This window comes from Psychrobacter sp. APC 3279 (assembly GCF_030407795.1).
GTDB lineage: Bacteria > Pseudomonadota > Gammaproteobacteria > Pseudomonadales > Moraxellaceae > Psychrobacter.
Window position 1 is genome coordinate 20739 of the sequence record NZ_JASDCR010000018.1, and the last position, 13972, is coordinate 34710.

The 13972-nt window shown below is 43.2% G+C and carries 15 protein-coding genes; 7 read left to right on the plus strand and 8 right to left on the minus strand.

All coding sequences use genetic code 11. The annotated features are described in order from the left end of the window. Positions 1 to 398 precede the first annotated feature (398 nt). Positions 399 to 2051 carry a DUF4139 domain-containing protein gene (locus QL898_RS10480; RefSeq protein WP_290176752.1) on the plus strand — a complete coding sequence of 551 codons (1653 nt, stop codon included), beginning with the start codon at positions 399 to 401 and terminating at the stop codon, positions 2049 to 2051. A 108-nt stretch (positions 2052 to 2159) separates the two neighbouring features. Continuing rightward, positions 2160 to 2987: an NRDE family protein gene (locus tag QL898_RS10485; protein ID WP_290176753.1), complete on the plus strand. Its 828-nt coding sequence runs from the start codon at positions 2160 to 2162 to the stop codon at positions 2985 to 2987. A gap of 91 nt (positions 2988 to 3078) precedes the next feature. On the opposite strand, the gene QL898_RS10490 is transcribed toward QL898_RS10485, so the two are convergent. Continuing rightward, positions 3079 to 3597 (minus strand): RNA pyrophosphohydrolase, encoded by a 519-nt coding sequence (locus tag QL898_RS10490; RefSeq protein ID WP_057761956.1) that lies wholly within the window; start codon positions 3595 to 3597, stop codon positions 3079 to 3081. A gap of 475 nt (positions 3598 to 4072) precedes the next feature. Between QL898_RS10490 and QL898_RS10495 the strand changes: the two genes are divergently transcribed. Together QL898_RS10495 and QL898_RS10500 are read left to right on the plus strand one after the other, a co-directional pair. After that, on the plus strand, positions 4073 to 4486 hold the full coding sequence (locus QL898_RS10495; protein ID WP_201549050.1) for an OsmC family protein: 414 nt from the start codon (positions 4073 to 4075) through the stop codon (positions 4484 to 4486). Between the two features lie 14 nt (positions 4487 to 4500). Beyond that, positions 4501 to 4926 (plus strand): MAPEG family protein, encoded by a 426-nt coding sequence (locus tag QL898_RS10500; protein ID WP_201608040.1) that lies wholly within the window; start codon positions 4501 to 4503, stop codon positions 4924 to 4926. 45 nt (positions 4927 to 4971) lie between these two features. Here the strand turns inward: QL898_RS10500 and QL898_RS10505 are convergent, their stop codons facing one another. From QL898_RS10505 to QL898_RS10535, 7 genes are all read right to left on the minus strand, one after another. Then, entirely contained in the window at positions 4972 to 6006 is a 1035-nt protein-coding gene (locus QL898_RS10505; protein ID WP_290176754.1) for a tRNA-dihydrouridine synthase, read from the minus strand. Between the two features lie 75 nt (positions 6007 to 6081). After that, complete coding sequence (locus QL898_RS10510; protein WP_057761950.1) at positions 6082 to 7581, minus strand: UvrD-helicase domain-containing protein; 1500 nt, start codon at positions 7579 to 7581, stop codon at positions 6082 to 6084. Between the two features lie 216 nt (positions 7582 to 7797). Beyond that, the gene (gene tatC / locus QL898_RS10515; RefSeq protein ID WP_290176755.1) at positions 7798 to 8715 is read right to left on the minus strand and encodes a twin-arginine translocase subunit TatC; all 918 of its coding nucleotides are present in this window, start codon (positions 8713 to 8715) and stop codon (positions 7798 to 7800) included. Then, positions 8715 to 9425 (minus strand): Sec-independent protein translocase protein TatB, encoded by a 711-nt coding sequence (tatB, locus tag QL898_RS10520; protein ID WP_290176756.1) that lies wholly within the window; start codon positions 9423 to 9425, stop codon positions 8715 to 8717. The genes tatC and tatB overlap by 1 nt, the downstream gene beginning before the upstream one ends. A 26-nt stretch (positions 9426 to 9451) precedes the next feature. Further along, positions 9452 to 9691 (minus strand): Sec-independent protein translocase subunit TatA, encoded by a 240-nt coding sequence (gene tatA, locus QL898_RS10525; RefSeq protein WP_290176757.1) that lies wholly within the window; start codon positions 9689 to 9691, stop codon positions 9452 to 9454. A gap of 218 nt (positions 9692 to 9909) precedes the next feature. After that, positions 9910 to 10779 (minus strand): bifunctional phosphoribosyl-AMP cyclohydrolase/phosphoribosyl-ATP diphosphatase HisIE, encoded by an 870-nt coding sequence (gene hisIE, locus QL898_RS10530; RefSeq protein ID WP_290176758.1) that lies wholly within the window; start codon positions 10777 to 10779, stop codon positions 9910 to 9912. A 170-nt stretch (positions 10780 to 10949) separates the two neighbouring features. Beyond that, the gene (locus QL898_RS10535) at positions 10950 to 11393 is read right to left on the minus strand and encodes a thioesterase family protein (protein ID WP_102093896.1); all 444 of its coding nucleotides are present in this window, start codon (positions 11391 to 11393) and stop codon (positions 10950 to 10952) included. Between the two features lie 435 nt (positions 11394 to 11828). On the opposite strand from QL898_RS10535, the gene rpmI reads away from it, so the two are divergent. The 3 genes from rpmI to pheS all read left to right on the plus strand — a co-directional run bounded on the left by rpmI (position 11829) and on the right by pheS (position 13885). Further along, complete coding sequence (gene rpmI, locus QL898_RS10540; RefSeq protein WP_057761939.1) at positions 11829 to 12026, plus strand: 50S ribosomal protein L35; 198 nt, start codon at positions 11829 to 11831, stop codon at positions 12024 to 12026. A gap of 119 nt (positions 12027 to 12145) precedes the next feature. After that, positions 12146 to 12502: a 50S ribosomal protein L20 gene (gene rplT / locus QL898_RS10545; protein ID WP_011281252.1), complete on the plus strand. Its 357-nt coding sequence runs from the start codon at positions 12146 to 12148 to the stop codon at positions 12500 to 12502. Positions 12503 to 12829: 327 nt separating this feature from the next. After that, a complete protein-coding gene (gene pheS / locus QL898_RS10550) occupies positions 12830 to 13885 on the plus strand; it encodes a phenylalanine--tRNA ligase subunit alpha (protein WP_201549041.1) in 1056 nt (351 codons plus the stop codon). The last annotated feature ends 87 nt before the right edge of the window (positions 13886 to 13972 follow it).

The following is a 13972-nucleotide window of genomic DNA, read 5'->3' on the forward strand; positions in this document are numbered from 1 at the left end:
ACATACAAAAGGTAAAATAATTTTCCTGAACACCTATTAAGAGTTCAAGTTCCGTGCCAAGTTGAAAAAGCCAATAATCGAGTAATAATTGAGCAATAATTAAGTTCTGATTAATATATTCATTAATTTAGTGCAGAATGGTTAATAGATTGCACCATAAAGGGGAAATGAACAAAAAAATGGTGCAATATCAAAAACCAAATTTTTAAAACTGAATAGCTGCCACATGAAGAAATTTATCGTTAGAAGTGCTTCTTACTAAAAATGCTGCTTGCTAAAAGCATTTATTGCCAAAGACCTGTAAAACGGCTACGGTAATATCTCTAAGATAGTTACTATTTTGCGCGTTGAGCCAATGCGTGGCTGCCATGATCGATTTTACTGCTAAGGAATGATGTATGAACGCACAATTAACGGATTCGACTGTCTCAACAGGGCATGGCAGCGTATTGCCGCCACTTAATCAAATGACCAGATTTGCTATCTTGCCATTTGTACTTGGTAGTAGTGGCATCTTGGGATTGTCTTCGGCACAAGCAGCCACCAGTAGCGTCGAGCAAGTGACCATTTATCAGGGGCTGGCGAGCGTGACGCGCGCATTGCCTATCACAGGTAGCGGTGAGCAAACGGTGGTGTTTTCGTGCCTGTCACCTTATATGGATAAAGAAAGTCTAAGTGTACAGGCGACAGGTAGTGTCAACGTTGGGGAAGTCAGTATCGAAGAGTTGACAGGTGAGCAGGCAGCCCAGTGCCAATATCAAGGTGACGCCAAGGTACAGACGCAGCAAAATACCTTAGCCAATATCAATGCTGAATTAGAAGCGGCACGGTTAGCAAAGGCTTACTTGCAGAATTTGACCAAAGCTACGCAAGTCAATACAGACAGCACGATTGCCAATAATGCCCGCGATATAGAAACTCAAGCGACCAGTATTAACCAAAGGATTTTAGAGATTCAACAGCGACAAGCGCGTGCCCAAGACGCGCTTAATCAACTGATGGCAGGCAGCGCGACATCGACCTTTAACAAGGTGACACAGGTGAGTGTACGTACGGCAAGCCGCTCGCCAAGTAGTATTAAGTTGTATTATCAAGTGCAAGGTGCAGGTTGGGAACCTGCGTATCAAGCTCGCCTAAATACAAACAGTGATCAATTAAGTATCACAGCCTCTGCGATTATTGCTCAGCAAACTGGCGAGAACTGGACAAACGTACCACTGACACTCAGCACCGTTAATCCCAATCAAAGTACGACGGGGCAACTGCCGTATGTACAACGTCTATCATTGTATGAAGAGAGCGAAGATGCTCGAGTAAGACGTGAGCTACTTATGATGGATGCGTCTCCTGTTATGATGGAAGAGCCTGCTTATAACAAAGGAGCAGGGGCAGCTATGGCACCGCTACCTAATTTTACGGTCAGTAGCCAAAATAAAAATGGCATTATTGAGTATCGTTTACCGCAGTTGGTTAGTATTCCAAGTGACGGGAGACGCGTACGCACAGTGATTGGCGAGCAGGCAGGTAACAGTAAGCTCTGGATTCGTAGTACGCCAAGTGTTGAGACTGCTGCCTACTGGTATGCGTCAGCGCCGTTTTTGACGCCAGACTGGGTTGATGGTTCGCTACAGCTTTACCGTGATGACAACTATGTAGGTCAATCACGTTATAATTATCAAGTGCTAAAAGAGCAGGGGATTGGATTTGGTCGTGACTCAAATATGCTCGTAAAAGAGCTGACCAATGAAGATAAGCAAGGTGAAAAAGGCGTGCTAAACCGTACGCAAACACTGACGACCACCAAGGCATATCAGTTTACCAATCAGCACAATCGTAGCGTACGCTTGCAAGTACTGGGCAGTGAACCTATCAGTCGTGACGATAGTTTAAAAGTTGCGGTGACGCATACGCCGCCTGTAACTGAGCGAGATTGGAATGACAATCAAGGCATGGTAGCGTGGGAATTTGACTTACCAAGTAAGCAATCACAAGTAATACGTTCAACCTCCCAAATTAGTTATCCTGCCAATAAATTATTGACTGGCAATTAATAAGTACTGCCTGTAAGTGCTACCTTATTAATAGGTAAAGTTTGAAATAATATTTTTGCCTTTATTAAGAATTATCCGCATAACGAAAATTATTATAAAAGGAAAGCTATGTGTATTGTCGCTATTGCTTGGCAATTATTTGATGAGTTACCACTGGTATTACTGTCTAATCGTGATGAGTTTTTGCAGCGTCCAACTGAGCCGCTACACCAGTGGTCTGACCAACCTATTTATGCTGGGCGTGATAAACAAAGCAGTGGTACATGGTTAGGCATTCATCAGCAAGCATCGCCAGCGCAGAGTCCAGAGTATTATGAACAAAATGGTCGTTGGGCTGCGGTATTGAATTTTCGTGATGGAGTGCAAGCAAGCAGTGATGAGCGCTCACGTGGTGCACTGGTCACTGAATTCTTAACAGGGGCTTTAAGTCCGATGGATTTTGCACGGCAGATTGATTTGCAGGATTATGCGGGTTTTAATCTGATCATTGGTGACGCTGCGCAAGCTGTGATCGTCAATAATCGTGGTCATGCACCCACGCCATTATATGCAGGTCTGCATGTTATCTCTAATGGTCAACCAGAGGACAGTTGGTTTAAGACAGAGCAATTGCGCGGGCGACTACGTCAAGAAGTGCTGCCATTGATTGCAGAGGATAGCTCGCCTGCGTACTGGCAAGCGGCGGCTTTTAATGTCTTGTCAGATAGTACGAAAGCACCAGAAGATAAACTGCCTGTTACTGGCGTGGCATTTGAGGTGGAGCAGATGTTATCGTCTGTTTATATTGAACCTGTCGCTTTTGGCGACACTGAAACTAGCAAACCTACTTATGGTACCCGCACTCAAAGCATTTTAACGTTGCGCAAAGAGAAAGATACGGGAGCAAACTACACGGCGAATATTATTAGCCGAGAGTTTGACGGTCATTCAAAGTGACCGTTAATAGATAATAAAAAAACACCCACGGTAATTGCTAACATTCTAGCTACTATCGTGGGTGTTTTGCATCGTACTATTGAGTGACTCATTACATCAGCAAATGATTATTTTGCTCAGGAATGATCAGCTCTTGCTTTAGCGGGAGTTCGCGTACCAATTCTTGTAAGGCACGGCGATAAACGCCTCGTTTAAAGTGAATCACTTGTCCGAGTGGATACCAGTAGCTGACCCATTGCCAATGGTCAAATTCAGGTTTCCCTTCATCAAAGCGGATATGTTGAGTATTTGGCTCATCTAAGCGTAGCAAAAACCATTTTTGTTTTTGCCCAATACATAAGGGATGCTGACCGTGACGTACATAACGTTTTGGCAAACGGTAGCGCAACCAGTCTTGCGTGACTGCCAATAAGTCTACGTGACGCGGATGTAAGCCGACCTCTTCCCAGAGCTCGCGATACATTGCATCCATCGGCGTCTCCCCGCGGTCGATACCACCCTGCGGAAATTGCCAAGCGTTGTGACCAATACGTTTTGCCCACAGAACCTGCCCTTGTGTATTTGCCAAGATGATGCCGACGTTGGCGCGAAAGCCATCTGCATCTATCATGACTAAACCTTTTAATTTGTTTAAAAATAGCTTGTTTTGACTTGAAACCGTGACAGCAATCGTAATTATTATAAGGTGATTGTTATCGATATTCGCTCAAAACAAGATTCATTACCGTTATTAAACCAAGAAACAAGCAAAATGTGTAACAGTATTTTGCTATAAAATGTTTCACGAGTTTTACCTTTTAAAATCAACTATTTACAAGCAAACTTTTGTAGGTTTTTATATAGCATTTTTAGACAAGTGTTGAAGAGTAGTAATAGGCATATGGATATAAGATTATTCGGTAAAATATCGAACTCCAATATTCTGATATGTATAAAGTGATAAAAGCATAGATTTCACTGGTGAGCTAACAGCAAAACAATGAGCCTATAAAATCTTGCTTTGGCTTATGCTACACTAGCTGGGCAATATATCATTCACACAATAATAATAGGCAATACGCCATTCAAAACAAGGAACATCTACAATGTCAGAATCAAAAGCAAGCGTCATATGGCAAGAGAACAAAGCTTTTATGGGCGTGTCACCATCAGGACATAATGTACAAATCGATGCTGATAAAGAAAAAGGCTCAAGCCCGATGGAGCTGATTTTGCTAGGACTAGGTGGTTGCGCCAGTTATGATGTCGTAGAAATTTTACAGAAATCACGCCAAGCAGTGACGGATGTACGTTGTGAGCTAACTGCCCAGCGCGCTGAAACCGTACCAGCGGTCTATACCGATATTCATATGCATTTCATTGTCACTGGTCAAGAGGTCAAAGAAAAACAAGTCGAAAAAGCCATCCAGTTATCAGCAGAAAAATACTGCTCTGCCAGCCGTATGTTAGTAGCAGGTGGGGTCAATATTACCCATGATTTCGAAGTGGTTGCAGGCTAGGGACTTATATAATGATAAGTGCATTCTTTGAGTTGGTAACTGACAAAGTGGCGTCTGCCATTTTAGCCATGGTGGTAGCAAGCCTACTGCCATGGGCGGTGTCAATCGTTGCAAAAGTATCTGGTGGCTTTAGAATCAGAAATAATGCACATCCTCGCGAATTTTTTCAAAATGCGACAGGCATGGCAGCACGTGCTAATGCAGCACAACAAAACAGCTATGAAACCTTGCCAGTATTTTTGGCGGCGGTGATAGTCGCTATGCTGTTCTTTGTGCCGCAGTCGATTATTAACGTATTGGCTTGGTTGTATGTGATGATACGAATTGGTTTTTGTGTGGCGTATATTACTAATTTGGCAATGTTCCGCTCTATCCTCTGGGTACTATCAATGGCATGTTGTCTGATGCTATTTTATTTAGCGATACGAGTCAGCGTCTAGTAAAAATATCCGTAACCGCCAAAACGCTCAAACACAAGCAAGTGATTAATCTCGTACGCTTGCTTGTAGGGCGCTAATAATCACCGCTTTATTTTTTTCTCGTTTGATACCTTCCCACACTGTTTGCGCCTCAAAATAGCCTTTGGTGAGCATCCCTAACCATTGCTTATAGCGACCGACCAACACCACATCGTTCTTTGCCTCACCTTCCAAAAACTTAATTTGATGGGCGATCAAATCTTGCCATAGCAAGGTTGCCGTGTTTTTTCCGCTGTCATCATGATTTTCAGTATGGTTATCGACTTGCGCAACCAAATCAGGTCGTGTGACTGCGCCGCGACCTAACATGAGATGCGGTGTACCTGCTTGTGTCATACAATTTTGCGCATGCTCAAAGTTCCAAATTTCTCCATTGGCAATGACTGGAATATCGAGCGCATTAAAACTTTGAATTTTATCCCAATAGGCGGGCGGCTTATAGCCTTGGGTCTTAGTGCGTGCATGAATGGTGAGCCAGTCGGCTCCACTGTCGTTAATTGCGCCGCGAATATCATCCATTCGGCTAGTGTCGGTATAGCCCAGACGAATCTTAGCTGATACTGGTATATGGGCGGGAATGGCTTGGCGTACGGCACTGATAATCTGATACATTGTTTCAGGTTCATCTAACAATACAGAACCACCGCGATGGCTATTTACTGTTTTTGCAGGACAGCCAAAGTTGATATCAATCGCAGGCGCACCGAGCTCACAAGCGTACGCGGCGTTTTCTGCCATCAGCTGCGCTTCGCTACCCAAAATCTGTACATGAATAGGCGTACCAGAGGCTGTTTTGGCATCATGATGTAGCTCAGGCACATATTTATAAAACACGTGCGCAGGCAAGACATGCTGAGTGATGCGAATAAACTCACTGACCGACCAATCATAAGGACGACCCAAGTCAGACGCAATTTGGGTTAAGATTTGGCGCATTAATGGATCGGTCAAGCCTTCCATAGGCGCGAGCAAACGCACGGGAGCTGCAAATAACTGATTGATAGTATTTTGACGCGTTTGAAGTTGCTGGCTATTATTCATGCTGGTGATTCACTGCTAAAGGGTCGTTATAAGAAAGATTGAATAAAACTTGAGGCTGACAGAGGTGTAGGGCAATTAAGTATTACCAAAAATCACTTTTTTGCCCGTCTGTAATCCTGATATCAAGTCTTTAATATTGTGAATATCCAAATTGCTTTGCGCACGCGTGCAAGCAACGTAGAGCAAACGCAATTCTTCTGGACTTATCTTGACCGCATTAGTCGTCACATCGTAGTAAAAATCATCATCTAACTGCACTTTGCCCCATTCGAGCCCTTTGGCTTTATGAGCGGTAGAGATGACATAATCTGCATTTTCGATACTGGTCAGACTATTGACCGCTTGGCTGAGGACATTAGTGCCATGGTCATCGACCAGTTTGACCAGTGTTTTTAGGTCACTACCTTCGTTAGTCTCAGCGTACTCTTGCACATCACCCCAATTATAAAAATAAGCCAACTCAGGTACACCGTAAGCCGATTTACCATTTTTTAAATTTTCGGCTGCTTGGCAGAATTTGAGCATACGATCGGTATCCGCTTGTAGTGCCACGCGATGCCCGTGCTTTAATCCTGTCAACAGTTGTGACATGGCAGCAGCATTGGTACGGCACAAAATAGCATCTTTTTTGCTATGTACCATGCCCTTATCGGTAGAGGACTGTTTATTCGGATTGCCTTTTAGCGGTACGTCCTCTTGTAGTGCTTTTAATAGAGTATTGGCCACTTCTGCAATCGGCTCACCAAAGCGAAAAGATTGCGTCAATAATGTCTGCGGCAATGGCAACTTTTTCATCGCATTGACCGCGCCGCGCCATTCATAAATCTGCTGATGCGCATCGCCCACATAGATGACTTGTCTCGACTGCTGGGTCAAGATACCCATCATCAAGGGATCGGCGTCTTGAGCTTCATCGAATAAGATAAAGTCCGCTGGGATACTAGGCTTAGATAGTGCCCAAAGCTTGAGATAAATATCGTGGCCAATACCAGCAGGGTGACGCGCATCAATCGACTGTAACCAGCGCTGCTCAACAGCAGGGTAGAGCATCTCGCGTAACTGTTCTGCATCTGAGTCATCGAGCCAGCTTGGGAACAGTATGTGCCTTGGCGCAGGGTAGCTGGCATGCGTGCTACAAAAATTACTTACTGCATCGCTGACGAACCGCGATAGTCGTGCTGGCGTGAGCGTAATATATTTATTGACCCCATCCATCTGCCGACGCACTTGTACAGGCTGTAGTCCCAAATCATCACCGAGACGCTTGGGTGAAAAGCGCGGCAAAGATAGCTTGGCGGTAATATCACGAGCAACATGACGATAAGCTAATGAGTGAAAAGTACGGCATTCTACATGCGGCGGAAACTTTGAACGAGCATCATTGGCAATCGCTTTGTTAAAAGCCAGATACAGTCCGCGTCCGCGTAGGCGCTCACCAATTAGCTTGAGCGTCGTTGTCTTACCGGCACCCGCATAAGCGACCACTTTAAACGACTTGTGATCCATCGCCATATTCAGCGCGCTCAGCTGCTCGTCAGTGGGATCGCTCATATAAGCTGGCATAGATGCGGACATAATAAAGCTACCTAAATACAAAAATTGATTAAAAACAAAAGGGGCAAAAAAAGCCACTGGGTAAACAATGGCTTATAGATGATGGTGATGCTAAAACGTGATAATAAGCAATCAGCTTACTAATGAGGCAAGAATAAAACGGTGTAATGGTAGTTTAACGCATAGCTATATGTAATCAATAACTTTATTTTAGTCTGGATTAGACTGATAAGTGTTTTATTCTTTGTCTGTCGATACGAGAGTAGGACGGGGCTCTTCTTTGATTAAAATCTTCGCCAAAAACAAACCAAGCTCAAACAATAACCACATCGGAATCGCTAGCATGAGCATCGATACGCCATCTGGCGGCGTGACAACAGCAGCCACAGCAAAACAGCCCACAATGATATAACGACGTTTTTCTTCTAAGCTCTGAATGGAGACAATACCTGCCAATATCAATAGCAAAGTAACGACTGGAATCTCAAACGTTAAGCCGAATACCATAAATAATTTTAAGGCAAAACTGAGATAGCTGTCGATATCCGTCATGGGTAGTACGTTTTGCGGGGCAAACATAATGAAGAACTTCAAGACCCCTTTGAGCACAATAAAGTAAGAAAAAGCCACACCAGCATAAAACAGAAATATAGAAGATAGCAGCACTGGAATAGCAATTTTCTTTTCTTTTTTATACAGACCGGGCGCTACAAATGACCAAATTTGATAAAGAATGTAGGGCATCGCCAAAAACGCAGCTACGAATACGGTCAGACGTATCGGAGCCATAAAGTTTGACGTGATATCGGTGGCAATCATGGTCGAATTGGCAGGTAACTGCGCAACCAACGGGTCAGACAACAAGTTGTATAGCTCACGCGAATAGCCGACCAAACCTAAAAATATTATCAGTACCGCCACGCATATTTTGATCAAATGCCGACGCAGCTCAATCAAATGCTCGGTAATAGGCATATCAGCCAAAGGGCTTAAGACGTCATCTGATTTTTTATCTTGAGTGGTATTGGTCGTTGCTGCAGCATCTTGCCTAAGGGTGTTTTGATCGATAGCTTCTTGATCAATAACGTCTTGGTCAGTAATGGCAGAAACAGCGATTTTCTCTTGACGACTTTTTTTACGCTTGAATAATGGCATCAATCAGTCTCCTGCTTATGGTCAGAAGTCTGCATGTTGGCAGGACTGTTGAGTAGGGCGTCAGCTTTATAATTTGGCACATATGGCGGCATTGGGAGCCGACGTGCTTTGTCATAAGCACCAAGTCGAAACCACATGTTTTCCCATGGACGGGTAGTGATGGTCTGAACAACTGGCGCTGCTTTGGCATTATCACCTATATTTGCATCATCTACATTTGGATCATTTATATTGTCACCGCTGTGACCGCGCTTCGATAATTGACTATTTTCTAATGTATCTGGCTGCTCGTCAGTGGCATAAGCATAGTCGAATGCTTTTGGCGTGGCTGATTGCTGCTTTTGTGTGCGGTTATTTTCATGAGCTTCGTCATCCTTGCTGTTTTCAGCATTCATAGATGCTTCAGAAGCTATCGAAGCAGGACTATGTGAGCTTTCAAAAGCTTTCATATTGCCGCGCATCTCAGCCATCTCACGCCTCATTTCAGCTTCAGTCTGACGAATTTTGGCAAGCTCTTTTTGCATTTGCTGGCGTGTCTCAGCCAAGTCAAGCTCAGCCTCTATTTCAGACTGCAATGTTGAGACTGTGCGGCGAATTTTGGCATACCATTGTCCAGCCGTGCGCGCTGCCTGTGGCAGTTTTTCTGGGCCCAGTACGATGAGGGCGATAACGCCAAAGAGAAGTAGTTCAGAAAACCCGATATCAAACATAATGGTCCGATGTCACTGTTTAGATGCTATACGTTATGCTTATCATCAACCTTGTTGGTTGAGCGCTCTTCAGTGTGTGCCGTCGCATCGTGGTCAAGAACCGCATGTTTTTTGGCATGCTCTGTATTTTCATCTTTGACAGCTTCTTTAAAGCCTTTCACAGCACCGCCCAAATCTTTACCAGCATTTCTGAGTTTTGAGGTGCCAAACACGACAACGACAACGACCAATAGTATCAGCCAATGTGTAATAGAAAAACTACCCATAATGGTATCCTTGTGACCTGGTTTTGTGACCTGGTTTTATGACTTGGTTTTCAGTCTTTATATGCCTGCTTTTAGTTTGCAAAAAGGTCTATCTAGCAAACAAAAAGCATCGGCATATAATGCGAGATAAAACAGAGCTATATTATAACCTGCACTTATTACAAATAGGTGAAAGCAACAATAATCCAATAAAATAGACGTTTATTTTTTATTTAGGCTTATCTAGCGGCTTTTTCATCGATACCGGATAACCCAAAACGTCTGCCTAGCTCGTTTAACACGGCATCCGACTCTATATCAAACCATGCTAGCCCAACCAAGGTATGGAACCAGACATCTGCGACTTCATAAATTAGCTCATGACGAGCTTCATCATAGCTTTCTTTGTCTGTACTCTCATTGCAGTTAGCAAAATCTTTGGCAGCGATGATACTTTCTGTACTCTCTTCACCGACTTTTTCTAATATCTTATTTAATCCTTTGGCATACAGACTAGCCACATAAGAGCTGTCGGCATCGGCTTTTTTACGCTCTGCTAATACGCTATCAAGCTGCTGTAATACAGAGGCTTTATCGACTTGTGCTTGAGTAGTATTAGATTGTGCTTGGATGGTATCAGAATCAGTATTCGCACCAGTATTCGCGCCAGTGTTTTCCGTTTCATAAGTGTCGCTAGTAGATTCATGAGAATGATAAATATCTGCAGGGTCTTTTAATACTTTATCGACAGTTTGCCATTCAGGCGTTTGACCTGATAAATCCAACCGCTGATAAAAGCACGACTCACGTCCTGTATGACAAGCAATGCCGCCAGCCTGAGTGACACTAAGCACAATCACATCTGCATCACAGTCTAGACGAATATCATGCACAGTTTGTGTATGACCTGATGACTCACCTTTGTGCCACAGCTTGGCACGCGAGCGCGAAAAATAAACCGCTGTCTGTGTTTGTGCAGTGAGCTGTAATGCTTCTGCATTCATCCACGCCATCATCAAAATACGACCTGTTTGATGATCTTGAGCAATTGCAGGAATCAAACCATCATCATTAAAAGTTACGGCAGTCAGCCAAGCAGGTAAAGTCATAATGTATTTGTCGTCTTATAGGTAGAAAGTGAAAAAGAGTGATAAGCAATTATACTACTTATGATTAAAGCGGGGAGATTATCTGAAATGCTCTGCAATATGATGTCAACTAAATGTGCTATAGAGTGCAACTATGCTAAATGACAGCATACTATTTATAACAAGCGATTCTACAGTCTAAATAAATGCGGATACAGTGCTTCTTTGATCGTGTTATCAAGCTTAGTCACTTTATTGAGGTTAAAGTCGTAACCTCGAAAGTGCTGGCGCGCTTTTGCTACTATCTCGCCCGTGTGCATCCGCGTGACCTTTAGGATTATATTACCGCCATTATCATATATTGGCTCAACACCAACTTCAAATAACAACTCTTCTCGTACGCGGATACGGCTCACAATATCTAGCTGCAATTTATCAATAATCAAGCCTTGATGGTCTGCGTTGATTTCTTTGACACCTTTAGCGTATAGAAATCTTAGCCGTGCTTCGGACAATAGCGCTGTCAGAGATTCTACCGTCATGTGCTGTCCTGCGTCGGCTTCCGTATGACGCACACGCATCACTGTCTCAAAAACAAACAAGTCGTCGTCGAATACTAACTCTTGTTTTGACACACTATCTCCTAGAGTGATGGCCAAAGATTGTTCTACTTATCGCGCTATATGTTGGCAGCATTGTTATCGTTATAGCTATACATTACAGCCTAAATATTCATGGTGAAAAAGCGGGTTTTAATAGGGTTTATATGAAGATATAGCTCAGTCTCTACTTAAGCACAGCTTAGGCTGACATTCAATCTATTTGGAGAAAAATTAGCCGTTTTATTGGCGTTTTTAGGAGAGCCGCTATCGCTTATTTGATGCTGATTACTTGTCTATATTGTCTACTAAAACCTCGCCAAAACTTTACTTGGCAAAACAAGGCACTATCTGCTAAAATAGCGCCTCCCACCTCGAGGCAAATAGAGGTTTAGTGGTTATCTATATAACGATTATTCAGTATGACTATTTGACGACCAGGTTCTAAAACAGAAAAAGAGGCAAATCATCATGAAAGTTAAGATGAAAACCAGAAGCGGCGCAGCTAAACGCTTCAAAAAAACAGCGAATGGCTTCAAGCGTAAGCAAGCATTCAAAAGCCATATTTTGACCAAGAAATCAGCTAAGCGTATTCGCCAATTGCGTGGTCTTAAGTTGGTGCACAAGTCTGACGAAGCAGCAGTTCGTCGTATGTGCCCATACATTTAATAGCCTACCGTCATCTATCTTTGATTGAAAATATTTGACTTTGCAATCTGACAATGATGTTTGTTATTTAACGGCATCATCACTCGCTTAACAGTGATTAAAAAATCTTGGAGTAAATTATGGCCCGTGTAAAACGTGGTGTACAGGCAAATCGCCGTCACAAAAAAATCTTAAAGCGCGCAAAAGGCTACTACGGTGCCCGTTCACGTGTTTACCGCGTAGCGGTACAGGCAGTGACCAAAGCTGGTCAATATGCTTATCGTGACCGTCGCAACAAGAAACGTACTTTCCGTCGTCTTTGGATCGCACGTATCAATGCTGGTGCACGCTTAAACGGCTTAAGCTATAGCCGCTTCATCAATGGCATGAAAAAAGCAAACATCGCAATCGATCGTCGCGTTCTAGCAGATATCGCTATGCATGATGCAGCGACTTTCACAGCATTGGTCGAAAAAGCAAAAGCGGAATTGGCCTAAATATTAACCGTCCTTTAGGTATGATGCTTTTAAATAATTATTTATAAGCAATTGTCTAAATGGATAGGACTAATATTGATTAATAGTATGATATTAATAAAAGCTACCGCTGGTCGGTGGCTTTTTTTATATTAAATTATTCTAAGCATGCTTTATATTGTACTTTATTGAGTAAAAATACGCTTATTATCGTCTAAATATTCAAGCCATTCTTCTAACCAGCCTTTATATTAATCTTTTATATAAACATAACTGGATAAATGGTTTGCAATATTTGGTCAAATCCCTACAATTAATAGTCCGTTCAAATCAGGAATAATGCGTCTTATGACTAACCCTGCTGCCACCAACGACTTGTCGGCGCTACCGACCTTGTCTCCAGAGCTCAATGAGCTTAACGAAGCTCAGCTTACCGAATTTGCGAGTGCTGCTGAAGCCCTAATCCTACAAGTAACTGATGCGCGTACACTGCAAGATTTGCGTGTGCAATTGACTGGTAAAAAGAGTCCGTTAACGGGCTGGTCAAAGCAGATGGGCAAGCTCAATGCTGATGATAAAAAAACTTATGGCGGCTGGTTGCATCAAGTACGTAGCCGCATTCAGCAAGCATTGACAGACCAACAGCAGCAACTAGAAGTCGCAGCGCTCAATGCCAAGTTGGAGGCCGAGAGTATTGATATTACTTTGCCTGCTCGCGGTGGTCAAAAAGGTCATCTACATCCAGTAACTATGATTACTCAGCGTATGCAGCAGTACTTTATTCAAGCGGGTTTCAATGTCGCAACTGGCCCTGAAGTCGAGAGCGACTACTATAATTTTGAAGCGTTGAATATCCCGTCGCACCATCCTGCACGCGCGATGCATGATACTTTTTATTTTGATGCGCATTATCTATTGCGTACGCATACTAGTCCTGTCCAGATTCGTACCATGGAAAAGAACGAACCGCCGATTCGCATCATTTGCCCAGGTCGTGTTTATCGTAACGACTCAGATCAAACTCATTCGCCGATGTTCCATCAGCTAGAAGGCCTTATGGTCACCGAGTCGAGCACTTTTGCTGAGCTAAAAGGTTTAATCAGTGAGTTTCTAGAAGCATTTTTTGCCAAAGAGCTGACCGTACGTTTCCGTCCGTCGTTTTTCCCATTCACTGAGCCGTCTGCAGAAGTGGATATCTTAGATGACAATGGCAAGTGGCTTGAAGTAATGGGTTGCGGCATGGTGCATCCACAAGTATTGACCAATTGCGGTATTGATAGCGATAAATACACTGGCTTTGCTTTTGGTATGGGTATCGAGCGCTTTGCGATGCTGTATTACGGTATTGATGACTTGCGCTTGTTTTTCCAAAATGACGTGCGCTTCTTAAAGCAATTTGGCTAGAGTTTTCTTTATACCTATATAGTCAGTTCAAGATAATTTAGATCTAAGGAAGGCGTGTGAAAGTGCTACCAATTGTAGACTGAGCGA